Genomic DNA, 22,560 nt, shown 5'->3' with positions numbered 1-22,560 from the left:
CATCGCCCTGCACCGCCGAAGCAATCCGGCCCTCGTCCGACTGGCGAAGAAGGCCGGGCTGCCTGTCTGATCCGAGCGGCACCGTGTGCGGTTCGCGCCGATTGACCTCACATCAGCTTCCTTCCCTTGTGGTGCGGCGCATTCAGATCCTCCGGATGTGCGCTGGAGTTTCGGGTCTGGTGGCGGCGGGACCGGGCCAAGGGATGGGAGGGGCCCGGTCCCGCCGCCGAAGCCCCGCTCCACCAACGGGGCCTCATCCCGCGTCTCGCCCGCTACTGGGCAGCCCCCGCCCGTGAACGAACACGAGGACTGAACGGACGAGACGCGGTCGCCTATCCCTGGCTGGCCACGGCCGTGAACAGGAGCGCGCCCACGTCGCTGGTCAGCACGATCACGGCGACCAGAAGCGCGATCACCGTTCGGGCGACCCGGGCGACGCGCACCCGAACCCGGATCGGCGGACCGGGCAGGACGAGGACGAAACCACCGTCGGAGGTGGGCACGAGCACGTCGGCGAGTTCGACGCCGCACACCCGACATTCAGGGCGGATGCAGCGAGCCCAGTGCCCGAGCATCCAGAACGCGACCCCGAGCAGCCCGACCGCGAGACCAGTGGCAACCAGACTCACGCCCGCCCCCGGGCCGTAGCAGTGACGGCACCATCCACCATCCGCAAACCTCCCGACAACGTCGTTGGGCGTGACAGAAGGTCTCGCACCAGCGCGAATAGAGGAATCCCAGCGACACATGCGGTATGAGCCTCACTCATAGCGGCAGCGCAGTGCACACGTTGCACTACGCTTCGTGGTCTTCCGCTCACGGGGGAGGCGGCGCGATGAGTGGTCGCAGCGCCATTCGACGGTGCGTCAACTGCGAGAACGCTCTTGCTCAAGACAACAGCGGCACCAGATGCGCCCCGTGCTCTCGGCTCATCGAGCCTGAGCTGAATGAGGCGCCTCATCATCCCGACGAGTGGTGGGATCGGGACATGCTGCGTGACGCCCTCGCGTCACGCCACATCGGGAAGGTCATCCGGGCATACCGGTACGCCCACGATCCCGTGATCAGCCAAACAACTGTCGGGCGTTGGATCGGGCTCACCCAGGGACAGGTGAGCCGGCACGAGCGAGGCGGGCCGGTGACCGACCTCCACCGACTCGAACGGTGGGCTCGCGCTCTGCGTGTGCCAGAACGCTTGCTCTGGTTCACGCTGCCACCGGTTGAACCCGTCGACGATTTTCACCCTGTCAAGCGATTGATCCTCCCCCGTAACCTGCCCTTGAGGCGGCAAGTTCCCGACGAAGGGGGCGACGACGTGAACCGACGGGGCCTGTTGAAGGCGGCGGGCGTGACCGCAGCAGCGGCTGGCTCGGCGTTGCTCGCGGCGTCTCCCTGGCAACGGCTCACCGAGGCCACCGCACGAGGCCGGGCGGCAGACGACACGACCGTCGAGCTGGTCGAGGACAAGACTTCGGAGTTCTATCAGACTGAAGAAGTCGTTCCCGCGCGCCAACTTCTCACTGCTCTCCGCCAGCATCGCGCCACCATCCATGCGCTCGTCAACAACACCCGGCGCGCCGACCTGCGGTCTCGACTGCTCGTCGCGCTTGGAGAAACCGACGCGCTCACTGGTTGGCTCTGGTTCGATCTCAACCAACCCGACCACGCTGCCCTGGCGTGGCGCGGTACGTTGCAGCTCGCCGAACAGGTGGGCGATGGTCCTCTCGCCGCGTGCGCACTGGGCTACTGGAGTTACCTCGCCAGCGCGAGGGGAGCCACCCGCGCCGCCATCCGGATGCTGGTCGCCGCCGGGGAACGGGTTCGCGGTTCCTCCGCTCCCGCCACTCGTTCATGGATCGCGGTACGCGAGGCGGAGGAACGCGCGAGCCTGAGCGAGGAGAGCGAAGCGCTGCGCGCCGTGGAGCGGGCGATCACCGCGTTCGACTACGCCCACCCGCGAACGGAACGGCCCTGGACCGCCTTCTTCACCGCGAGCCGGCTCGGAAGTTCGACCGTGACCACCTACAACCGTCTGGGCCATCGGGATGCCGACGCCACGGCGGACTCGCTGCTCGCCTCACTCGGCCCCAGCGAGAACAAGGTTCGCGCGCTTGTTCTGTCTGACCTTGCGTTGTCCGCCGTCCGCACCCAGAACTTCGACCGCGCCGATGGGCTTGCCTCGGCCGCGCTGGACTTGGCTTCGCGCACCGAGGCAAGCCTGGCGATTGGTCGGCTCCGCGAACTTCGGTCGGCACTGCCGCGAAAGAGGCACTCGGGTACTGCCGATCAACTTCGTCAGCGGCTCGCCGTGTTGGGAGATGCCTAGCTCGTGGGGCGGGTTTCCTCGCTGACCCAGGCCAGGTAGTCGGGGTTGCCGGTGATGATCGGGGTGACCGTCACCTGCGGGACGTCGTAGGAGTGGTTCGCCTTGATGTGGGCGACCAGCTCCTCCACCCGCGCGGTGGTGGTCTTGATGATGCAGCGCCACTCGTCGTCGGTCTGGACCTCGCCGTCCCACCGGTAGACGCTGCGGATGGGCACGATGTGCACGCACGCGCCGAGGCGTTCCTTGATGATGCCGCGTGCGAGTTCCTCGGCGGCTTCGGCGGAACCGGTGGTCGTCACGACCTCGCTGTACTCACTCACACTCCGACGTTATCCACTCACCCTCCGCGAAGGTCAGGAGGGTCACTGGATCTGACCCATAGGAGTCATGTTGACCAGCGGCATGGACGACAGCGGAAAGTACGCGGTTCGGGATCGGGACTATGACCGGCATCGGGACTGGCTCGGCCGGCAGGGCCGCGCGCTGCCCGGAGCTGTCGCCGCCCTGGCGGCACTCGACGCCGAGCCCCGCGCCTGGCAGAGCGTTCTGACCGGCAACCTGCCCGAGGTCGCCCGGATCAAGGCGCAGGTCTTCGGGCTGATCCCGTACCTCGACCTCTCGACAGGCGCCTACGGGAACGGACACACCGACCGCGCGGACCTCGTGAAGATCGCTCAGCATCGCGCGAGCGAACGAAGCGGCGACACCTTCGACGGAACGAACACCGTGCTGATCGGAGACACACCCCATGACGTCGCGGCCGGAACGAGCGCGGGCACCCGAGTGGTCGCCGTCGCCACCGGGAAGAGCACAGCCTCAGAACTGGAAGCCGCTGGGGCGACCGTCGTCCTGCCAGACCTGCGGGACACAGAGGCAGTACTGCGTGCTGTGTTCAGGGATTGACCTCGCATCCGCCTTCTTCCCTTGTCGTGCGACGGTTTGGGTGTCACCCGTTCGCAGCGCTTCCTCGGTGAGTTGTGCACCGCTACCGTCCGCCCATGCGGTTGGTGGGTTCGCGGGTGGCGCTTCGCGAGTTTCGGGCTGACGATCTTGACGACTCGATGGCCGTCGTCGGCGATGACCGGGTGACGAAGTGGCTGTCCTTCGACTCACTGAGCCGCGAGGAACAGTCCGCACGACTGACCGCGGCCATCCAACGGGCACAGCACCACCCGCGAACCGAGTTCTACCTCGCGGTCACGCGCCTGGATGACGACCGGCTCATCGGGTTCTGCCGGCTCGGCCTCGGAGAGGCGCGCGCCGGCAAGCTCGGCGTGGCGATCGCCGCTGACCACCATGGCCAGGGCTACGCCACCGACGCGTCCCGAGCAATGGTCGACTTCGGGTTCTGCCAGCTTGGGCTCCACCGGATCACAGCCACCATCGGTCCGGAGAACACCGTCTCGCTCCGGGTCATCGAGAAGTTGGGCTTCACACTGGAGGGCCGTCTCCGCGACCACGTGTTCACCAACGGCTCATGGCGCGACAGCCTGCTCTACTCAATGCTGGAGGACGACTGGCGCCAGCTCGGGCAGGCACAGTCCGCTGCCAAACCGGGCGATTGATGAGCGGGGCACCTCCCACTGGCGCCCCGCTCGCCGTTGTCGTTTCCATGACTACTCGGGCCGCGTCGTCGTGTCGCTCACGAGCGCAGCTTTGAGCCACAGGTAGTAGCCGATGGTTGCCGGCGTCTGAACTGTCTCCCCGGCAGTGGGGCTGACAGCGAGCGCAACCTGCTCACGGGCGAGGAAGAATCCTGTCTGGGGATCGATGAGCAGGTACTGACGTTGCTCAGGGAACCGGCTGTCCCCGTTCACGCCATCTGTTGATATTGCGATGGCTCGCCGACCTGACCGGTCTTCGGTGGTTCCCTCCGCCTTGATGTCCGGTTGGTCGGCCAGAATGCGCAGCAGGGCCTCCGCGGAGGCTGGATCACCCGCACGTCCGCCCCAGATCGAGGCAGCGACCTCGAACCACTGCCCTGCGGTGCGGTTTGAGTCCTGAGCGAGAAGGCGCTCTCGGAGGCTGTTCGCGTCGGCTCGGCCGACAGGCGGGAGCGTCTCCTGGTCGGGACGAGAGCGTTCGGATGTGGTCGGGGTGGTCTCGCTGGGGCGAAGAGGCATGTCCATGACAACGGGGTTGCTACCAGGCGGTGGATTCTGCTCCGCTCGAAGCGATCGGCCGGTGCCGTCAGGGTTTCGCCACGTCTCCATCTTGTACTCACCCAGCCTGGACCCGAGGTGCTGCCCCGAGTGGTCGCGGGACGAAGTGAAGACCCACTGGCGCGCGAGGGAGTAATGAACCGCGCCCTGTCCGCTCAGCGCCGGCTGGCGGCTTGCCGTCTCGGCCAGTCCAAGAAGCAGAGTGTGTGCGTCCTGTTTCGCCGCTGGCTGGAACGTCAGGAGCGGCGGAGTGAATGCTGTTTCATTGCTGGTGCCGAAGTGTGTCACCGCCATCGTCGTGGCGACGACCGCCGCAACCGCTGCGGCGAGCAGGGCGGGGCGGACCCACCCTCGAACTGGTGGGCGGGGCGTCGGTAAGGCGTGCGCTGGTCGGACCGATTCGAGGTCCGGCAGAGGCGGGGGTGAGCCGTCCCCTACCAGATCAGCGTTGATTGGTTGCTGACTGGTCAGGCGTGCCCACGCGCTGCGGCGCTTCCGCATAGTTGGAGACCTCCCGAGAGTTCTACGTCGAGCTGCTCAAGGTGATTGGAGAAGCGCCGTCGCGCCCGATGGAGGCGAACAGCGAATGTTGCCGCCGAGCGATCCAGAACCGTTGCCGCTTCTCGGGAGGAGAGGCCGTCCCATGCGACGAGCAACATCGCCTCGCGTTCCAGCTCGGTCAGTCGGTTCAGCGCCTCCAGGACAGCGAGGCGTTCGAGCACGCTGACGTCGGCGGCGGGCGGCTCCAGCCCCCGAAGCTGCTCCAGGGTGGCCTGGAGCGCATCCCTGGTCGCTGCTCGGCGGAGCAGGTTTCCGATTCGGTTGTGCGTCGTGCGTAACAACCGCGGCAGTGGGTTGGAGGGGAGCTGTGAGCGCCGCTGCCACGCGATCACGTAGGTGTCGGCGACGACATCACGGGCGTCCTCCGGCGCGACCCGACGTAGGGCGTAGCGGAGGACACGTTGGTGAGTGTCGAGGTAGAGCTGGGTGAATCGCGCGTGGTCCCATGTCATGAAGCCTTCCTCTCGCGCCCGCCACTCCAGGGCCATCACCTGGTAGTTTTCGTGGCTCGCCGGCTTCTTACGCGAGGTTCGTCAGGAAGTTCCGACGGGGATCAAGCCGGTGGATCAACCCGCTGGGGTCGAGGCCAGGTCGGCCGGTTCGCCCCACCCGCCGCATTAAGAGCGGGTTGCGGTGAGGAAGCATGGCCAGAGGGCGACCGAAATGCCGAACTCGCATTCAGTCCTAGCAACCAGAGCCGAGAATCGGACGTTGCACGGCTACGGTCTCAAGGCTGACTGAGGACTATTGGCCAGCGGAAAGGCCGTCGTCGTGGGGGGCGGGCACGCGAGAACCGGGGCCGGTCGTTCAGACGGTGGCGACCAGGTCGAGGGTGTGGCCGCAGTGGCGGCAGGTCTCGGCGAACACGTGCACCTGCTCGCCGCAGCCCCCACACGGGCGCAGGCTGCGCTCCAACAGGTCGTCACGGCGGCGACGGGGGAACAGTCGCAGGGCGCGCCGCAGCGCGCCCCGGGGATGCTCGGGGTTGGCCATGCCCAGCAGCCTGACCCGCGCGGTCCCGGTTTGGACAATCGCGAGCCCCCAGATGTGCATGATCTCACCGCGATGGCACACAACATGTTGTCCTGATGTTGCCGGGCGTGACAACGATCAGGTGTCGGCGGGGTGGCGCGCCGGCACGTCCGGCAGGACGTCCACGACGGCGGTCAGCGCGGCGACCGCGTACCAGATGGCCGCCGTCGCGGCGACCAGCCACCAACTGATCGGCAGCGCCCACGCCGCGAACACCATCGCGCCGCCGAGGTAGCAGACTCCCGCGAGCAGCGTGGTCATGAACCGGGCCACGGGTCGCATCCAGAAGACCCCCACCCGAGTCGCCAGCATCCCCGCCAGGGTGACCGCGAGCGGACCCAGCGTCACACCGCACAGCGCCGCGACGAACCCGCCGACCACGCAGACCAGGGCCAGCAACGGGAACACCACGGGCCGTCGCGGGCAGTGCGCCGGTGGTCGTTGGCCCAGTCGGGACCAGGTCATGGGCAGCGCGACGACGGCGCAGAGGAGTGCTCCCACGGCGAGCAGTGTTCGCGGCACGTCCCACCGCGTCTCCCCCATCGCGTACACCAGAGGAAGACGCGCCCAGCCACGGCCACCGTCCACATCGGACCACTGTGTGCACAGCCACGTCGACAGGGACAGCCCGACGGTGAACACCAGACGTTCCGGCGCGCCCAGCGCGAACAGGACAGCCAGCCACACGGGCCGCAGCACCGTCATGGCGGTGCGCACGGCGAGCGCCGCCGGTCGCGCGCTCCTCGGCCGCAGAGCCCGATAGGCGACCAGGCCGACCCGCATCGCCATCCTGGTCACGCGGTCCTCGCCGAGGTCCCGCAGCCTCTGCCGTCCGACGTCGTACCGTTCCACCTCCTCGACCAGGTGAGCAGGGCTGGGCGGCGCCGGCTGCGGCGGAGGAACGGCGTCACCGGTGTCGTCCGTGGCACCCGTGTCGGCCGTGTCGTTTCCCCTGCCGCAGGTGAGCGCCGAGACGAACGGGACCTCGGTGGCCGCCACCCCCCAGTGGAGGCGTTCCACGAGGGCGGCCCGTAACGCGGTCAGGCGATGCGCCGAGGAATGCGCCGGGTCGGACGCGGCGAGCAGGTCGGTCAGCTCCGCGCGGACAGCCTCGGCGCGCTCGTTCCACCGTTCCGTCAGGAACGCGCGCCACGCCTCGGCGTCGACCCGCCCCGCGTCGGCCGGGCTCAGCTCGTCGCGCGTCGGCGGGCTCGTCGCGATGGCCGCCACCTCGGCGAACAGGTCGTCCACGCTCCGTCCACTGTGGAACCTGCGGAGCCGGTCGGGGTCGGTGAGCAGCGCGACCAGGCTGCTGACCGCGTCCAGCCGCCCCCACATCCAGTCGTTGGCGCGCCAGGCCCCCGAGCAGAACGCCGCGAAGTTGCCGAGGTCGACGCCGCACAGTTTGGTCTCCGGGGTGAGCCGGTCGACGCCGGCGCGCAGGGCGCGGAAGGGCAGGGCGGTGTCCGCGTCGCTGGCCACCCGGAGGAAGGCGATGCGGCCGTTGGGGACCTGGCCGACGCGCAACGGGACGGTGAGGATGACCAGGCCAGCCAGCACCTCCGGACGTCGTGACGGCTCGGCCCGCTCCAGCATCACGTGTCCGACCAGCTCCGGGCGCCGGCTGGGGTCGATCTCGTGCGTGACCAGCGGATCATCCGACTCGCGCGGCGGAGCGGCCTCCGCCAGCCGGTCGACCAGGCGGTGCAGCGCCGCCCAGACCAGGCGGGCCGCGTCGGTCGTCGTCGTCCCGTCGGCAGAACCCGCTGAGTCCACAGAGGACTCATTGGCCGGGTGGGCGGCGCGGTCGGGGGCGTCCGTCGGCTCGCGCCGGAGGGCGTCCGCCAGGCGGACCAACCGCTTCTGGAAGTCCGCCGCGCCGCCGGCCAACACCTCGTCCAACGCGGGCCGCACGTCCGCGCCGAGCGCGTGCTGGCGGCGCTCGTCCTCCGCGAGCGCCGCGTCAACCCACTCGGGTAACCGCGCCGGGTCCGTGACCGGGCGGGCGAACGCCGCGTCCAGCCAGGAGCGCTCGACGTTCTCCTCCAGCAGGTTGATCACCTGCCGGAGGCGGTACAGGTCCGCCTTGACCGCGCTGACCGCCGTCAGGCCGGGGCCACGCGCCCACCGCTCCAGCTCCCGCGCCCACGCCACGCACAGCCCGACCGCCGCGTCCGCCGCCGACAGGCCGTCGAACACGCGCTCGCCCGTCTCGGCGCGCTCGCAGAGGCGCGTGTCGAGCAGGCCGGGCAGCGAGGCGCGGGCCGCGGGCGCCCATCCGGCGAGCGCATCGCCCTGGGGAAACCCCGACAACAGGCCCGACTGGCGTTGGTGGGGCTCCGTGAGCACGCGGAACAGGTGTTCCGCGGTGGTCCCGGCCACCACGCGCGCGTGCTCGCGCCGCACCTGGTCGACCAGCTCCGCCAGGCGGGCCACCCGGTCCTCCGGCGCGGCCGCGGCCAACGGCGCGTGCAACGACACGGCCCGCAGCTCGGCCCAGCGCACCTCACGGTTGTGCGCCTCCAGCTCCGCGATGTCGGCGAGCAGCGACTCCTGGGTGAACCGCGTGGTGACCGCCCGCAGGACCGTGGGCAGCGCCGGCAGCGTGAGCGGGGTACGCGGCGTTCCGCCCGTCTCCCCCACGCTCGGATCAGGGTTGAGGTAGAGCAGCCAGCGTTCCGTCGGCCCCTCGGCGGGCGCGGCGGCCACCGCCTGGATCGCCGCCCCGACCGGGATGTTGTCCAACACCCCGCCGTCGATCACGCCGAACGGACCCGCGCCCGGCGGGGCCGTCTCGGAGAACACGCCGCTCATGTCCGGCTTGTCCGCCGGCGGGTCCGGCCGCGAGAAGACCGTCGCCGGCTCGAAGGCCAGCGGGAACGACGACGTGGACCGCCCGGCCAGCGCGAGACGGCCGAGCGTGGGGCCCGCGTCCTTCCACGGCGCGAAGTGCGAGAGGGGGTCGCCGGGCGCTCCCCGGTGCCGGAACCGGAACCACGCGCCGCGCCGCGACTCGTGGATGGCCCCGAGCCGGTCGTCCCGGTACAGCACCGGAACCGCGTCCACCAGGGTCGCGGTGAGCAGCAGGTCCAGTCGGTCCGCGGCGGGGCGGCGCGGGCCGCCGTCGGTCAGCCTGCCCAGCTCGGCCGCGAGCCTGGCCTGGAAGTAGCCGTCGCCCTCCAGCACCGACTGCGAGCGCGGCAGCAGGCGGAAGGGACGAGACGACACCAGGCCGGGGATCGGGCGGCACATGGCCTCCAGGTCGGCCAGTCGCACCCACACGTCCCTTGTGTCGCTGAACGGGAACCCGTAGACGAGGCTGGCCGCAAGCAGCGTGCCGTTGAGCCCTCCGGCGGACGCGCCGGTGAGGACGTCGACGCTCACCGAGTCGTAGCCGGCGAGGCGGGCCAGCGCCGCCCAGGGGTGGTCCAGGCGCTGGCTCGTGGCCGAGCGCAGGCGGTCGATCTCGGCGACCGCGCCGCCGATCCAGACCGCGAGGCTGACCCCGCCCCGCATGGCCAGGGCGAGACGGAGTTCCTGGCGGTTCCAGCCCGCGTGCGCCGGGTGGGGGCGGAAGGGGTCCACGCCCTCACAGTGGACCTACACGGTCGCGTGAAGGTCCCCCCTCAGTGCGGTTTCACCCGCGCGGAGCACTCCGCGCCGTGGTCAACCCACCACCCGCCCCACCCGCCTCGGGCCGCCGTGGCCCCTGAAAGGCGAACGGGCTCCCCGGGGACGACCGGGGAGCCCGTGCCTTGGCTGCTTCTTCTTGGCCGGGGCCACGTGATCGCGTCTGTTTCGCTGTGGCCATGCGGAGGTGGGATCACTCCTCCGGCGGGGTCCAGCGGTTGGTGCGGGTCATGCCGGCCGCCCTGCCCTTGCCCGCGATCACCAGCGCCATCTTGCGCGACGCCTCGTCGATCATCTCGTCGCCGAGCATGGCCGCGCCCCGCTTGCCGCCCGCCTCCGAGGTGAACCAGTCGTAGGCGTCGAGGATGTTCTCCGCGTGGTCGTAGTCCTCCTGGCGCGGGCTGAACACCTCGTTGCAGACCTCGATCTGGCCGGGGTGCAGACACCACTTGCCGTCGAAGCCGAGCGCGGCGGAACGGCCGGCGACCCTGCGGAACCCGTCGACGTCACGGATCTGGAGGTACGGACCGTCGATGGCCTGCACGTCGTGCGCCCGCGCGGCCATGAGGATGCGCATGAGGATGTAGTGGTAGGCGTCGCCGACGTCGTAGCCCGGCGGCTGCTCGCCCACGACCAGGGACTTCATGTTGATGGACGCCATGAAGTCCGCCGGGCCGAAGATGATCGTCTCGACCCTGGGCGAGGCCGCGGCGATGGCGTCGACGTTGACCAGGCCCTTCGCGTTCTCGATCTGGGCCTCGATGCCGATCCGGCCGACCTCCAGCCCCATGGTCTTCTCGACCTGGGTGAGGAGCATGTCCAGCGCGTGCACCTGCTCGGCGGTCTGCACCTTCGGCAGCATCAGGCAGTCGAGGTTCGCGCCGGCGCCCTCGACCACCTCCACCACGTCGCGGTAGGTCCACTCGGTGGTCCAGTCGTTGACCCGCACGACCCGGGTCTTGTCACCCCAGCCGCCCTCGTTGAGGGCCGCCACGATGTTCTTGCGGGCCTCCGGCTTGGCCAGCGGGGCGCAGGCGTCCTCCAGGTCCAGGAAGACCTGGTCCGCGGGCAGGCCGCGGGCCTTGTCGAGCATCTTCGGGCTGGAGCCGGGGACCGCGAGGCAGGAGCGGCGGGGGCGCTGGCGGTCGACCACGTTCGGGACCTCCCTGTCCGGGTGACGGCGGTGCCCGGCGCGGCGACGCCAGGCCGGTGGAGCGCCGTACCGACGAGTAACCGATGTGCGGCGAATGCTGGCACGGCCGGGCCGCACCCGCCACGCGCTGAGGCGTCTTTCACAGGCCGTGCGATTCTGGACCGGTGGAGACGACTCGTGTGCTCGACGCCGCGCTGCGCAAGGCAGGGGCCGTGTGGGTGGCGGCGGCCAACCACCCGCCCCGACTGGTCTGGACGGTCTGGCGGGGCGGCGCGCTCTGGGTCGCCGTCGGACCGGAGGAGCAGGAGGTCCCCGGGCTGGCCGACGGCGTGTCCTGCCGGGTGACCCTGCGCTCGCCGAGCACGCACTCGCACCTGATGGACCTGACGGCGCGGGCGAGCCTCGTGGACCCGGACGAGGACACGACCGCCGCGCTGACCGCGGCGCGCCTCAACGCGCCGCCGCGGTGGGAGTCGGTCTACCGGCTGGACCCGGTCTGAGCGCGACCCTGAACGCGACCAAGTCCGAGAGCCGCCCGCTCTGCGTGCAACCCGGTCTCAGCGCCGCCTGGCGCCGCCGCCGCCGGCACTCACCCGACGGCTCGCCCTCCCCTGAGGTCAGCCCCCACCCGTCCCGGGGGGCGAGCCCCGCTCCAGCCTATCCGGCACCACCCCCGCGCCGGAACCACAACACCGTCCCCTGTGGACAACTCGGCGCCCTGTGGATAACTCCGTGCCCAGACGGGGGGAAAGTCACCACGAGAGGCTGAAACCGCGACAAGAGGGTTGACCTCAAGCAAGCACGACGAGCCGAACTACAACCGCCCAAAGGGCGATGAACCGCGAACCCCACCACGACGAACCCGACGGCGAGACAACCAACACGACGAACCCGACCACCAAGACCCCGAGCACGACAGAACCAGCACGACCAGCACGACGAACCCGACCGCGAGGAACCCGACCGCGAGACAACCAGCGCGACGAACCCACCCCACAACGAATCCGAGCACGACACGACGAACCCGAGCACGACGAACCCGACTCACAACGACCCTGAGCACGGCCCACCAGCTCGACGACCCGACCGCGACAGCCCCAGGCATCACGAGCCCGAGCACGACAAGCGACAGAAACCAGGCCGAAGCACCTCGGCCGTCACCTCGTCACCGCGCCAGCTCGTCGCCTTGCCACCGCGCCGCCTTGCCACCTCGTCACCGCACGCAGCCTTCAAGAACAACCCCGAAATCACCGGGACACCGCCAACGCGGGAACGCCGACAGCACCGGCAAACACCGGGACCCACTGGGAGAACCCGCAACACGAAATCGGCTCACCGCGCACCCCCAGTAGAGCGCGGTGAGCCGATCCGGTCAGGGCGTCACACGCGGCGGAAACGCCCGCGCGCGAACGGCGAGAACGTCTCCGCGTCCCCCAACCGGACGTCGATCTCGTGCTCGAACGTGTCCCCGTCGAACCGGAAGGCGTGCCGGGCCTGGCCGCGCGGCGTCGTCTTGGCCAGCCGCAGCACCCCGTCGGCGTCCCAGTCGCCCCGCAGCGGCACGTCCGGCGGAAACCCGACGCCGTCGAAGAAGAACCACACGACCTCGCCGGTCCCCGGGTCCGCCGTGAAGAACCCGTGCCCGTCGAACGGCTCGCCGTCGCGCACCTGCGCGTAGTCGTGGATGACGGCCAGTCCGCCCACCCCCGACCGGAAGCTGTGCCGCGACCGTGCCGTGCCGGCCGGCGCCCACGGCGTGGCCGCGAACTCCTCCTCGCCTTCCCACTCCCCGACCAGCGCACCGAGCCGTTCGTGCGCCGGGCCGGGCCGAGCGTTGCCCATGTCCCCACCCTCACCAGTCGACCAGCCAGGAGCGAGTTTGACAGGCCCCTGTCAAAACCCCACCCTAGCAGCGTGCCCAGGCGAACCTCGGGAGGAGACGTCGTCACCGATCTGGTCGAGGAGGTGTTCGCCCTCAACGGCCTGGTCCTGCGGGCCGGCGACGCGATGACCGCCCCCCACGGCCTGACCAGCGCCCGCTGGCAGGTGCTCGGCGTGCTCGCGCACGGCCCGGCCACCGTCGCGCAGGTCGCGCGCGCCAGGGGCCTGCGCCGCCAGAGCGTGCAGGAGACCGTCGACCGGTTGCGGGCCGACGGCCTGGTGGCCGCCCACCCCAATCCGCGGGACCGTCGGGCGCCCCTCATCCACATCACCGAACAGGGGGAACACGCCCTGCGCGCGCTCGGGCCGTCGCAAACCGCGTGGGCCGACGAGCTGGCCAGGGCGATCCCGGCCGAAGACCTGGTCACCGCCCTCGCCGTTCTGCGCGCGCTGCGGGAACGGTTGGAGAAGAACGTCTGAACGACGGCGCGCTGCCCGGCGGACGGGGGACCACCCGATTAACCTGATCGGAGTGGGAGGCGCGACCCGGGTCTACGCAGCGCAGCTCGCCGGACTGGGGGTGTTCGGCCCCGACGGCGAGTCCGTCGGCAAGGTCCGCGACGTGGTCGTCGGGATGCGGATCGCCCGACAGGCCCCGCGCGTGCTCGGACTGGTCGTCGAGCTGGTCACCCGGCGCCGGATCTTCGTGCCGATGCTGCGGGTCAACGCGATCGAGCCCAACGCGGTGACCCTGGCGACCGGCTCGGTCAACCTCCGCCGCTTCCACCAGCGCCCCAACGAGCTGCTCGTGCTGGGCGAGATGCTCGACGCCCGCGTCCGGCTGCGGTCCACCGACGTCGAGATGATCGTGGTCGACGCGGGCATGGAGCAGACCCGCACCAGGGACTGGCTGGTCACCCGGCTCGCGGTCCGGGAGCGCACCGGCCGCCTCGCCCGGCGCGGCCCGCTCCAGGTCGTGGCCTGGGACGAGGTCACGGGGCTCGGCCTCGCCGAGATCACCGGGCAGCCCCAGGGCGCGCAGGAGCTGCTCGCCGTCTTCGACACCATGCGCGCGGTCGACGTCGCCAGCGCCCTGCACGAGCTGCCGCTCAAGCGCCGCTACGAGGTGGTCGACGCGCTCGACGACGAACGCCTGGCCGACGTGATCGAGGAGCTGCCCGAGGACGACCAGAAGGACGTGCTCACCTACCTCGGCGAGGACAGGGCGGCGGACGTACTGGAGGCGATGAACCCCGACGACGCCGCCGACCTGCTGGGCGAGCTGCCGGAGCGGCACAAGGACCGGCTGCTGGAGCTGATGGAGCCGGAGGAGTCCGCGCCGGTGCGCCGCCTGCTCGCCTACTCCTTCGACACCGCGGGCGGTCTGATGACGCCGGAGCCGGTCGTGCTCGCCCCGGACGCCACCGTCGCCGAGGCGCTGGCGCTGGTCCGCAACCCCGACCTGACGCCCGCCCTGGCCAGCATGGTCTTCGTCTGCCGGCCGCCCTCGGCCACGCCGACCGGCCGCTACCTCGGCTGCGTGCACATCCAGCAGCTCCTGCGCGAGCCGCCGTCGCACCTGGTCGCCGGGGTGGCCGACGCCGACCTCGCCCGACTGCCGCCCACGGCCACGCTGGGCGAGGTCACCCGCTACTTCGCCGCCTACAACCTGGTCTGCGCGCCGGTCGTCGACGACCAGGAGCACCTGCTGGGCGCGGTGACCGTGGACGACGTGCTCGACCACCTGCTGCCGGAGGGCTGGCGCGAGACCGGCCTGCCGGAGACCGAGGAGCTGGACCAGCCCGGGTGATCCGGGCCGGTCCGGCGCGGGAGCCCGCGCCCGCACCGCGGGACCGGCCGGGCGGCCCGGCCGGCGACCACCGGAGGACACCCATGCCCGAGCTGCTGACCCGACGCCGTCTCGACCAGCCCCGCACGCCCCGCCGGCTGACCATCGAGGTCGACCCGGAGGCGTTCGGCCGGTTCTCCGAGCGCATCGCCCGGTTCCTCGGGACGGGGACCTTCCTGTTCTGGCAGACGGTGATCGTGGTCGTGTGGATCGCGGTCAACCTCGCCGCCGCGTCGCTGGCCTGGGACCCGTACCCGTTCATCCTGCTCAACCTGGCCTTCTCCACCCAGGCGGCCTACGCGGCCCCGCTGATCCTGCTCGCGCAGAACCGGCAGGACGACCGGGACCGGGTCTCGCTGGAGGAGGACCGGATGCGGGCGGAGCGGACCAAGGCCGACACCGAGTTCCTGGCCCGCGAGCTGGCGTCGGTGCGGCTGGCGCTCGGCGAGGGGGTGACCAGGGACTACCTGCGGGGCGAGCTGGACCGGCTGCGGGCGGACCTGGTCAGGGCCGGTCTGCTGGACGACGAGCGCAGGCGGCACGCCGGCGGGGAGGACTGAGGCCGGAGCCGGCGTCGCGCCGTCGGGGCTGGCGTCGCGCCGTCGGGGCTGGGGTCAGGCGGCGACGAGGCCGGACGCCCGCAGGTCGCGCAGCAACTCGACGATCACCGGAGCGGTCTCCTGGTGCGCCAGGTACTCGCCCTCGGTCACCAGCGCCAGCTCGTCCACCTCGGCCGAGGGGCGCGGCCGCCCGGTCAGCTCGGCGGTGTAGCAGGACAGGTCGACCAGCACGCCCTCGCCCTCGCCGTAGGCGGCGGAGAGGTACCGGCCGGCCTCCCGCACCGAGTCGGGCGCCAGCTCGACGCCCAACTCCTCGCGAACCTCGCGCCGCAGCGCGTCCGGTTCCGCCTCGCCCGGCTCCAGCTTCCCGCCGGGCAGGTAGAACGCGGCCTTGCCCCTGGGGCGCACCACGAGCAGCCGCCGGCCCACGACGTGCAGCAGGCCGACGGTCCTGATCACCCGGGGCTCACTCACACCCCCACTCTCGCACGCGCCGGGCCGGCGGCCGGCCGGGAGGGGTCAGGGGTCGGCCCTGCGGGACGGGGCGTCGGGGATGTCGCCGTTGGCCAGGCGGGCGCAGGTGCGGCTCAGCAGGTCGAGTTCCTCGTCGCCGACCGCGGAGGCGAAGTGCCGGACGATGCCGGACAGGTGCGTGTTGGACGCGGTGCGCAGCCGGTCCAGCCCACGCCTGGTCAAGACGGCCACCACGCCCCGCCCGTCCTCGTCCGCCCGCTCCCGGCAGACCAGGCCGTTCCGCTCCAGTCGGTCCACCAACCGGGTCACCCCCGACCGGGAGAGCAGCACGGCTTCGGCCAGTTCGGTCATCCGCATCCGTTTCTCCGGCGCCTCGGCGAGCTGGACCAGCACGTCGTAGGCCGCCAGTGACAGGCGTTGTTCGGCGATGAGCTCGGCTTCGAGACGACGGGTGATCCGGGCGTGGGCACGGAGGAAGGAGCGCCAGGCCGACAGTTCGTCCCTCGTCGGTAACCGGGCGGTTCCGGTCTTGGACACAGTGCAAATGTTACGGAGCGCGTCTACATGACTGCGGAGCGCCCCCATCTCTCGGGGGTTACCCACCAGTCACCTGAACGCGCCCCGCGCGCGACTAGCATGGCCATCACCCGAACCGATCGTCGGAAGGTCGCCCCGTGACCACCAGTCAGACCGTCCCGACCACGGACGCCGTGCGCGAGGCGCTGGCCCGCGTGCAGGACCCCGAGATCCGCCGGCCGATCACCGAGCTGGGCATGGTCAAGGACGTCCGCGTCGCCGAGAACGGCGTCGTCGACGTCGCGGTGTTCCTCACGGTCGCGGGCTGTCCGCTGCGAGACAAGATCACCAAGGACGTCACCTCCGCCGTGTCCGCGCTGCCCGGCGTGCGGGAGGTGCGGGTCGAGCTGGACGTCATGAGCGACGAGCAGCGCACGGAGCTGCGGCGGAAGCTGCGGGGCGACTCCAGCGACCCGGTCATCCCGTTCGCCCAGCCGGGCTCGCTGACCCGGGTGTACTGCGTGGCCTCCGGCAAGGGCGGCGTCGGCAAGTCCAGCGTCACGGTCAACCTGGCCGCGGCCATGGCCGACCGGGGGCTGTCCGTCGGCGTGGTGGACGCCGACATCTACGGCCACTCCGTCCCGCGCATGCTGGGCGCCACCGGCCGGCCGACCAAGGTCGAGACGATGATCATGCCGCCGCAGGCGCACGGCGTGAAGGTGATCTCCATCGGCCAGTTCACCCCGGGCAACACCCCGGTGGTGTGGCGGGGGCCGATGCTGCACCGCGCCCTCCAGCAGTTCCTCGCCGACGTGTTCTGGGGCGACCTCGACGTGCTGCTGCTCGACCTGCCGCCGGGCACCGGCGACGTGGCGATCTCGGTGGCCCAGCTCATCCCGAACGCGGAGATCCTGGTCGTCACCACGCCGCAGCAGGCCGCGGCCGAGGTGGCCGAGCGGGCGGGCGCGATCGCGTTGCAGACCCACCAGCGGCTGGCGGGCGTGATCGAGAACATGTCCTGGCTGGAGATGCCCGACGGCTCCCGGATGGACGTCTTCGGCTCCGGTGGTGGCCAGACCGTGGCCGAGTCGCTGACCAGGGCCGTGGGCTCGGAGGTCCCGCTGCTGGGCCAGGTGCCGCTCGACCCGCGCCTGCGGGAGGCCGGTGACGCGGGCCAGCCGCTGGTCCTGTCCGACCCGGAGGCCCCGGCCGCCGCGGTGCTGCGCGACGTCGCCAAGCGGCTGTCGACCCGGGCGCGGGGCCTGGCGGGCCGCCTGCTCAGCGTGAGCCCCGCCGGTCGCTGACGAACCCCACGCTCTCCCTCGGCACGGCACCCCACCTGGTGTGCCGTGCCGAGGCGTTTCAGGGGCACGTTGTTTCACGGGCACCTTGAGACGTTGTTTCACGGGCACCTTGAGGGGGTGCTGGATCGCTGGACGCGGGTCGCCAGACGCGCGAAGACCTGACCGAGGGCCAGGCCCGTCGATCAGGCGAGTGGGAGCAGGTCAGGTGGCGTCCGGGTCGAAGGGCGGACGCTCGTGCGGCTGAAGCGGCTTCTGCGCCGGCCGCGGCGCCGGCGGCGGGTAGTCCGAGTAGCCGTTGTTCGTCGCGCGGTAGTCCGGCGCCCGGAAGTCGGAGTCCCCGTCGTCGAGCAGGTGCCGCGTCACGGCGCGCTTGGGGTCGAAGTTGCGCAGCTCGCGCAGGTCCTCCAGCGGCTTGCGGATCTCGTCGAACTCCGGGCCCAGCTCGTCGCGCAACTGCTGCCGCGCGCCGGTCGCGTACTCGCGGACCTGCCGGACGGTCCGCCCCAGCCACGCCGCCGCGGACGGCAGCCGCTCGGGGCCGAGGATGAACAGGCCGGCCACGACGAGCACCAGGATCTCGCCCCAGCCGATGTTCTCCAGCACCCGGCACCTCCGCGTCCGTGACCGCGACCAGGGTAACCCGCCAGGGGAAGCCGTCGAGGGCCCAGATGGCGGTTGCCACACCCCGCCCGGCCGGGCGCTCAGTCGGACTTGAGCGCCGCCTCCAGGGTGATCTGCCGACCCTGGCGCACGACCTGCACCGGCACCCGCTGCCCGATCTTCTGCTGGTGCTCGGCCACCACCAGGTCGTCGGCGCTGCGCACCGCCCGGTCCCCGAGCTTGGTGATGATGTCGCCCTCGGCGATGCCGGCCTCGGCGGCGGCGCTGCCCTGGCGGACGTTCTGCACCTGGGCCCCACTGCCGCTGCCGTCCATCACGGTCTTGGTGTTCACGCCCAGCTCGGCGTGCTTGACCTGGCCGTTGCGGATCAGCTCCTCGGCGATGCGGCGCGCGTCGTCGACCGGGATGGCGAACCCGATGCCCACCGAGCCGCCGCCCTCGCTGGCCGTGCGGATCGCGGTGTTGATGCCCACCAGCGCGCCCCGCGAGTCGACGAGCGCGCCGCCGGAGTTGCCGTGGTTGATCGCCGCGTCGGTCTGCACGGCGTTGATCACGACGGGGCCGCCGCCCTCGCCCTCCAGGCGCACGGCGCGGTTGACGGCGCTGACGATGCCCTCGGTGACCGTGCTGGCCAGGCCCAGCGGCGAGCCGATGGCGATCACGCCGTCGCCCACCTTCAGGTCGCCGGACTTCCCGAGCTGGATGACGGTGGGGTTGCGCACCTCGACCTTGACCACGGCGAGGTCGGTCTTCGGGTCCCGCCCGACGATCCGGCCCTGCGTGCGGGTGCCGTCGTGGAAGACGACGAACAGCTTGGCGGCGTCGCCCTTGGCCGCGTCGGCGATCACGTGGTTGTTGGTGAGCACGTAGCCGCCGCCGTCGATCACCACGCCCGAGCCGGTGCTACCGCCGTTGCCGACCACGACCTCGATCGATACCACGGCGGGCAGCACCCTGCCCGCCACGTCGGACACCGAGCCCGCCGGCCGCTCCTTGCCGGGGGTGACCTCGGCGAGCGTGACGTCCGGCGAGGTCAGCGGGCTGCCCTCCTCGGCGGTGAGGCGGCCCAGGAAGCCGCCGACGGCGCCCACGAGCAGCGCCGCGCCGAACAGGGCGGCCAGCGCGGTGGGCCGCACGCGGCGGCCGAACAGCAGCTCGCGCAGGCTCAGTCGCGCTCCCTCGGCGCGTTCCTTCGGCTCGCCGCCCGCGCCCTCCTCCACGTCCACGGCGGGAGGTCCGAGCACCGCGGCCGCGGCCGGGTCGCGCCACGGGTCGCGCTCGGCGTCCTCGTTCCAGAACGGCGACTCCGCGCGCCCCCGGTCGTCGTCACGGCGCGATCCCGGCGGACGTTGCAGCAGCTCCTCGCTGCCGTCCGGCCGGCGGAACGCCTTCTGGAGCACCTCGGGTGGCGGGGGCGTCAACAGCAGGCCGGCGCTCTTCTGCTCGCCGCGCTCCTGCCGGGGCGCGAAGGAGCCGCGCACGTCGCGGGGTCGGGCGAACACCGCGGCCTGGGCCGGGTCGACCGGCGGCTTGGCCACCGGGCGCGGCCGCAGCCGGGGACGGCCCTCCGGCGCGTCGCTCGGGGCGGCCGGGGCGGCGTCGGCGGGCGGCGTGGCCGGGGCGGACGGCGCGGCCGGGCCCGCGTGCTCGGCGCGGGCGGCCGGCTCGGGCTGGTGCGGGCTCGGCGGCGGCTGCTGGCTCATCGCTCCCCGTGGCGGCGGTCGGACGGGACGGACTGGGTGGGCGGCGACGGATGACCCGTCCGGCCGCCGAGATCACCCGACGGGGTGTGGGCAGCCGTCCGCCGGTCCTCATCCTGCCGCCGGACAGGTGAAGTCCGCGTAGCGGGTCCCCCCGGCTCAGCGATCGAAGTGCGGATTGATCAGCGGTGGCCGGAGCTGGCTCGCGGGGGTCGGGCCGCCGTCGGGGCCCACCGCGGCGGGATCGCCGTTCAGCCGGGGGTCGACCGCGCCCGAGGTCCTCGTGGGCGTCGGAGCGGACGTCGTGGTGGGAGCGGGCCGCGCGCCCTCGCCGCCGAAGACGGCCCTGGCGTTGGCCGGCGCGACGCGCGAGGGCTCCTCGCCGTCGGAGTCGCCGCCGACCGGCGCGACCGAGGGGACCAGGGCCAACGCGCCGAGGACCAGTCCGGAGACGACCAGGCCCGCGCCCTGCCAGCTCCGCCGGCCGCGGCGCTGCTGGCCCAGCACGGCCGGGCCGGCGCCCAGCGGCGCGGAGGAGCCCAGGACCGGGCCCTCGCCGAACACCCGTCCGGAGCCGCCGGAGCCGCCGGAGCCCCTGGGGCCGCCGCCACGGGCGGGGCGGGGTCGGAGCACGGCCACGAGCTGCCCGTCCTCACTCACCGCCAGGTTGTCGGGCGGCGGCGGCAGCTCGGTGTTCCGCGGGATGTCCCGCAGGGCCGCCAGCAGTCCCGTGGGGACGTGCGGGGCCGCCGCGGCGCGCACCGCCGCGCGGGCCTGCCGCTGCGTCGCGGCCTCGGCCGCGCACTGGGGGCACCGCGCGAGGTGGGCCGCGGCCCTGTCGTGGGCGGTGGGCGACAGCTCACCGTCGACGAAGGCCACGACGGCGTCCGGCGCAAGGTGTTGCACCGGTAGCGCCCACCCGCGCAAGTGGGTCATGCAAGGTCCTCCCGAGCACCGACGCGGCGGCGCTCCAGCGCCGCCTTGAGAGCCTGCCGGCCACGGTGGATCCTGCTCCGGACCGTGCCGAGCTTCACCCCGAGTGTGGCGCCGATCTCCTCGTAGGACAGGCCCTCCACGTCGCAGAGGACCACGGCGGCGCGGAACTCCGGCGGCAGCTCGTCCAGCGCCGCCTGGAGGTCGGGGTCCAGGTGGGTCTCGGAGTAGACCTGCTCGGGGCTCGGGTCGCCGCCGGGCAGCCGGTCGGTGTCCTCGGGCAGGCCCTCCATGCGCAGCCGCGACCGGCGGCGCGCCATGTCCAGGAACAGGTTGGTCGTGATCCGGTGCAGCCAGCCCTCGAAGGTGCCCGGTTTGTAGGAGGCCAGGGAGCGGAACACCCGGATGAACGTCTCCTGGGTGAGGTCCTCGGCGTCGTGCTGGTTCCCGGTGAGGCGGTAGGCCAGCCGGTAGACGCGGTCCGCGTGTTCCCGAACCACCTCGTCCCAGGACGGCGGCGTCCAGCCGGCCGTCTCCTGGGGAGCGGCGGTCGTGGTCGCGACGTCGGGCGTCGCGGTCGGCAGCGTACGCATCGTCTGGTAGGGCACCTCCTGGCGGGCTTGTCCGCCCTCTCGACAACGTGCACGGTCGGGTCCGTGTTCCCGGGGCTCCGGGTGGAGGCCGAACGCCGGGTCGCCACTCCGGTGGGCGTGACGTGTCCCATGACCCCGGGTTCAGGATTCCGTCCACTCGTGAGGCGACCGTGAGAGCGACCTGAGAACAGTCTGAGAATGCGGACGGCGTCCTGTCCTCCGGGTTTCCCCGGGCATTCCCCCTGAGAAGCCGTCAGACCCCCGCTAACCTCCCCTCGTGACCCCCGGAACGCCGACCAGCACCGCGCCCGAGGTGTCGGACTACGTCGAGGGCTACCTCACCGAGGACGAGGTGCTCCAGACCGCCCGCGCCCGAGGCGCCGAGCTGGGCTGCCCGTCCGTCGGACCGGGCGCCGGCGCGGCGCTGCGGTTCCTGGCCGCCACGCTGCGCGCGAGGGCGGTGGTCGAGGTCGGGACCGGGTCCGGGGTGAGCGGGCTGTGGCTGCTGAGGGGCATGGCGCCCGACGGCGTGCTGACCTCGATCGACGTGGAGCCGGAGCACCAGAGGGCCGCCAAGCGGGCCTTCGCCGAGGCCGGGGTCGCGCCGGGCAGGACCCGGCTGATCATGGGGCAGGCGCTGGAGGTGCTGCCCCGGCTCACCGACGGCGGGTACGACCTGGTCCTGGTGGCCGCGACGAAGACGGAGTACCCGCGCTGCCTGGAGGAGGGCGTGCGGCTCCTGCGGCCGGGCGGCGTCATCGTGTTCGACAACGCGCTGGGCCAGGGCCGGGTCGCCGACCCGGCGCACCGGGACCCGGAGACGGTGGCAATCCGCGAGGTCGCGCGCGCGGTGCGCGACGACGAGTCCCTCGTCCCGGTGCTGTTGCCGCTGGACGGCGGCCTGCTCGCCGCCACGAAGCTCTGAGGCGGGTCCCGGCGCCGGAGGCGTCCATGGGCGGTCCTGGTCCTTCTCCGCCCACGGACGCCGATTGGGTGCTGGTCCCTCGCGGATCACACGCCGCGCTACTCCGTCGCCGCGCGCGCGGGTTTTCCGCGTGCTCCGCGGGCGGAGGTCCCCGCCGCGTTCCCTGACCGCTCCCGGCGCGTTTTCCGTTCGACATCAACAGTTCGGGTGGGAACGTCACTCCATATGTTGATCACATCGCGCCGGCGCGCCGCGGTTCTTCGACCGAGGGCGGGAAATGCGCGCGAAGGGGTGACACCTGTTCGTCAATCCTCGTCACGGGGAACCGGAAATCAACCGC

The 22,560-nt window shown here is 71.9% G+C and carries 23 protein-coding genes; 9 read left to right on the top strand and 14 right to left on the bottom strand.

Annotated features, from left to right (window positions below; translation table 11 throughout):
• Positions 1 to 332: 332 nt before the first annotated feature.
• A complete protein-coding gene (locus LX15_RS28210) occupies positions 333 to 629 on the bottom strand; it encodes a hypothetical protein (RefSeq protein ID WP_253673357.1) in 297 nt (98 codons plus the stop codon).
• Between the two features lie 359 nt (positions 630 to 988).
• Between LX15_RS28210 and LX15_RS28205 the strand changes: the two genes are divergently transcribed.
• Positions 989 to 2,326 carry a helix-turn-helix domain-containing protein gene (locus LX15_RS28205; RefSeq protein WP_253673355.1) on the top strand — a complete coding sequence of 446 codons (1,338 nt, stop codon included), beginning with the start codon at positions 989 to 991 and terminating at the stop codon, positions 2,324 to 2,326.
• Here LX15_RS28205 and cutA read toward each other — a convergent pair.
• On the bottom strand, positions 2,323 to 2,646 hold the full coding sequence (cutA, locus tag LX15_RS28200) for a divalent-cation tolerance protein CutA (protein ID WP_191892448.1): 324 nt from the start codon (positions 2,644 to 2,646) through the stop codon (positions 2,323 to 2,325). The two genes, LX15_RS28205 and cutA, sit on opposite strands and share 4 nt — an antisense overlap.
• A 67-nt stretch (positions 2,647 to 2,713) precedes the next feature.
• Here cutA and LX15_RS28195 point away from each other — a divergent pair, with 67 nt between their 5' ends.
• Positions 2,714 to 3,229, top strand: a complete 516-nt coding sequence (locus LX15_RS28195) for an HAD hydrolase-like protein (protein WP_253673353.1) — start codon at positions 2,714 to 2,716, stop codon at positions 3,227 to 3,229.
• 95 nt (positions 3,230 to 3,324) lie between these two features.
• Positions 3,325 to 3,891 (top strand): GNAT family N-acetyltransferase, encoded by a 567-nt coding sequence (locus tag LX15_RS28190; RefSeq protein WP_253673351.1) that lies wholly within the window; start codon positions 3,325 to 3,327, stop codon positions 3,889 to 3,891.
• Positions 3,892 to 3,942: 51 nt separating this feature from the next.
• Here LX15_RS28190 and LX15_RS28185 read toward each other — a convergent pair whose 3' ends face one another.
• The 5 genes from LX15_RS28185 to LX15_RS28165 all read right to left on the bottom strand — a co-directional run bounded on the left by LX15_RS28185 (position 3,943) and on the right by LX15_RS28165 (position 10,864).
• A complete protein-coding gene (locus LX15_RS28185; RefSeq protein ID WP_253673349.1) occupies positions 3,943 to 4,989 on the bottom strand; it encodes a CU044_5270 family protein in 1,047 nt (348 codons plus the stop codon).
• The gene (locus LX15_RS28180; protein WP_253673347.1) at positions 4,956 to 5,537 is read right to left on the bottom strand and encodes an RNA polymerase sigma factor; all 582 of its coding nucleotides are present in this window, start codon (positions 5,535 to 5,537) and stop codon (positions 4,956 to 4,958) included. Before LX15_RS28180 ends, LX15_RS28185 begins: the two co-directional genes overlap by 34 nt.
• Before the next feature lie 319 nt (positions 5,538 to 5,856).
• Positions 5,857 to 6,102 carry a hypothetical protein gene (locus LX15_RS28175; protein WP_253673345.1) on the bottom strand — a complete coding sequence of 82 codons (246 nt, stop codon included), beginning with the start codon at positions 6,100 to 6,102 and terminating at the stop codon, positions 5,857 to 5,859.
• A 57-nt stretch (positions 6,103 to 6,159) separates the two neighbouring features.
• Positions 6,160 to 9,666 (bottom strand): patatin-like protein, encoded by a 3,507-nt coding sequence (locus LX15_RS28170; protein ID WP_253673343.1) that lies wholly within the window; start codon positions 9,664 to 9,666, stop codon positions 6,160 to 6,162.
• Between the two features lie 238 nt (positions 9,667 to 9,904).
• Positions 9,905 to 10,864, bottom strand: a complete 960-nt coding sequence (locus LX15_RS28165; RefSeq protein WP_253673341.1) for an HpcH/HpaI aldolase/citrate lyase family protein — start codon at positions 10,862 to 10,864, stop codon at positions 9,905 to 9,907.
• A gap of 164 nt (positions 10,865 to 11,028) precedes the next feature.
• Here LX15_RS28165 and LX15_RS28160 point away from each other — a divergent pair, with 164 nt between their 5' ends.
• A complete protein-coding gene (locus LX15_RS28160) occupies positions 11,029 to 11,364 on the top strand; it encodes a hypothetical protein (protein WP_253673338.1) in 336 nt (111 codons plus the stop codon).
• Between the two features lie 880 nt (positions 11,365 to 12,244).
• On the opposite strand, the gene LX15_RS28155 is transcribed toward LX15_RS28160, so the two are convergent.
• A complete protein-coding gene (locus tag LX15_RS28155) occupies positions 12,245 to 12,706 on the bottom strand; it encodes a DUF1579 family protein (protein ID WP_253673330.1) in 462 nt (153 codons plus the stop codon).
• A 72-nt stretch (positions 12,707 to 12,778) separates the two neighbouring features.
• Here LX15_RS28155 and LX15_RS28150 point away from each other — a divergent pair, with 72 nt between their 5' ends.
• The 3 genes from LX15_RS28150 to LX15_RS28140 all read left to right on the top strand — a co-directional run bounded on the left by LX15_RS28150 (position 12,779) and on the right by LX15_RS28140 (position 15,154).
• The gene (locus tag LX15_RS28150; RefSeq protein WP_253673328.1) at positions 12,779 to 13,225 is read left to right on the top strand and encodes a MarR family winged helix-turn-helix transcriptional regulator; all 447 of its coding nucleotides are present in this window, start codon (positions 12,779 to 12,781) and stop codon (positions 13,223 to 13,225) included.
• Between the two features lie 52 nt (positions 13,226 to 13,277).
• Positions 13,278 to 14,555 (top strand): magnesium transporter MgtE N-terminal domain-containing protein, encoded by a 1,278-nt coding sequence (locus LX15_RS28145; RefSeq protein ID WP_253673326.1) that lies wholly within the window; start codon positions 13,278 to 13,280, stop codon positions 14,553 to 14,555.
• Positions 14,556 to 14,638: 83 nt separating this feature from the next.
• Complete coding sequence (locus LX15_RS28140; RefSeq protein WP_253673323.1) at positions 14,639 to 15,154, top strand: DUF1003 domain-containing protein; 516 nt, start codon at positions 14,639 to 14,641, stop codon at positions 15,152 to 15,154.
• Between the two features lie 54 nt (positions 15,155 to 15,208).
• On the opposite strand, the gene LX15_RS28135 is transcribed toward LX15_RS28140, so the two are convergent.
• Positions 15,209 to 15,628 carry an NUDIX hydrolase gene (locus tag LX15_RS28135; protein ID WP_253673315.1) on the bottom strand — a complete coding sequence of 140 codons (420 nt, stop codon included), beginning with the start codon at positions 15,626 to 15,628 and terminating at the stop codon, positions 15,209 to 15,211.
• Between the two features lie 45 nt (positions 15,629 to 15,673).
• Positions 15,674 to 16,165, bottom strand: a complete 492-nt coding sequence (locus tag LX15_RS28130; protein ID WP_253673312.1) for a MarR family winged helix-turn-helix transcriptional regulator — start codon at positions 16,163 to 16,165, stop codon at positions 15,674 to 15,676.
• Between the two features lie 137 nt (positions 16,166 to 16,302).
• On the opposite strand from LX15_RS28130, the gene LX15_RS28125 reads away from it, so the two are divergent.
• Positions 16,303 to 17,448, top strand: coding sequence for an Mrp/NBP35 family ATP-binding protein (locus LX15_RS28125; protein ID WP_253673310.1), 1,146 nt, complete (start codon positions 16,303 to 16,305; stop codon positions 17,446 to 17,448).
• Between the two features lie 201 nt (positions 17,449 to 17,649).
• Here LX15_RS28125 and LX15_RS28120 read toward each other — a convergent pair whose 3' ends face one another.
• From LX15_RS28120 to sigE, 4 genes are all read right to left on the bottom strand, one after another.
• Positions 17,650 to 18,051, bottom strand: a complete 402-nt coding sequence (locus LX15_RS28120) for a sec-independent translocase (protein WP_253673308.1) — start codon at positions 18,049 to 18,051, stop codon at positions 17,650 to 17,652.
• Positions 18,052 to 18,149: 98 nt separating this feature from the next.
• Entirely contained in the window at positions 18,150 to 19,772 is a 1,623-nt protein-coding gene (locus LX15_RS28115; RefSeq protein ID WP_253673306.1) for a S1C family serine protease, read from the bottom strand.
• Between the two features lie 156 nt (positions 19,773 to 19,928).
• Entirely contained in the window at positions 19,929 to 20,705 is a 777-nt protein-coding gene (locus LX15_RS28110; RefSeq protein WP_253673298.1) for a zf-HC2 domain-containing protein, read from the bottom strand.
• Complete coding sequence (gene sigE, locus LX15_RS28105) at positions 20,702 to 21,295, bottom strand: RNA polymerase sigma factor SigE (protein ID WP_253673296.1); 594 nt, start codon at positions 21,293 to 21,295, stop codon at positions 20,702 to 20,704. The genes LX15_RS28110 and sigE overlap by 4 nt, the downstream gene beginning before the upstream one ends.
• A gap of 277 nt (positions 21,296 to 21,572) precedes the next feature.
• On the opposite strand from sigE, the gene LX15_RS28100 reads away from it, so the two are divergent.
• On the top strand, positions 21,573 to 22,220 hold the full coding sequence (locus tag LX15_RS28100) for an O-methyltransferase (RefSeq protein ID WP_253673294.1): 648 nt from the start codon (positions 21,573 to 21,575) through the stop codon (positions 22,218 to 22,220).
• Positions 22,221 to 22,560: the final 340 nt, after the last annotated feature.

The organism is Streptoalloteichus tenebrarius (assembly GCF_024171885.1).
Classification (GTDB): domain Bacteria; phylum Actinomycetota; class Actinomycetes; order Mycobacteriales; family Pseudonocardiaceae; genus Streptoalloteichus; species Streptoalloteichus tenebrarius.
Note: the sequence above shows the minus strand (reverse complement) of the source record. Positions and strands in the feature narration are given on the sequence as shown.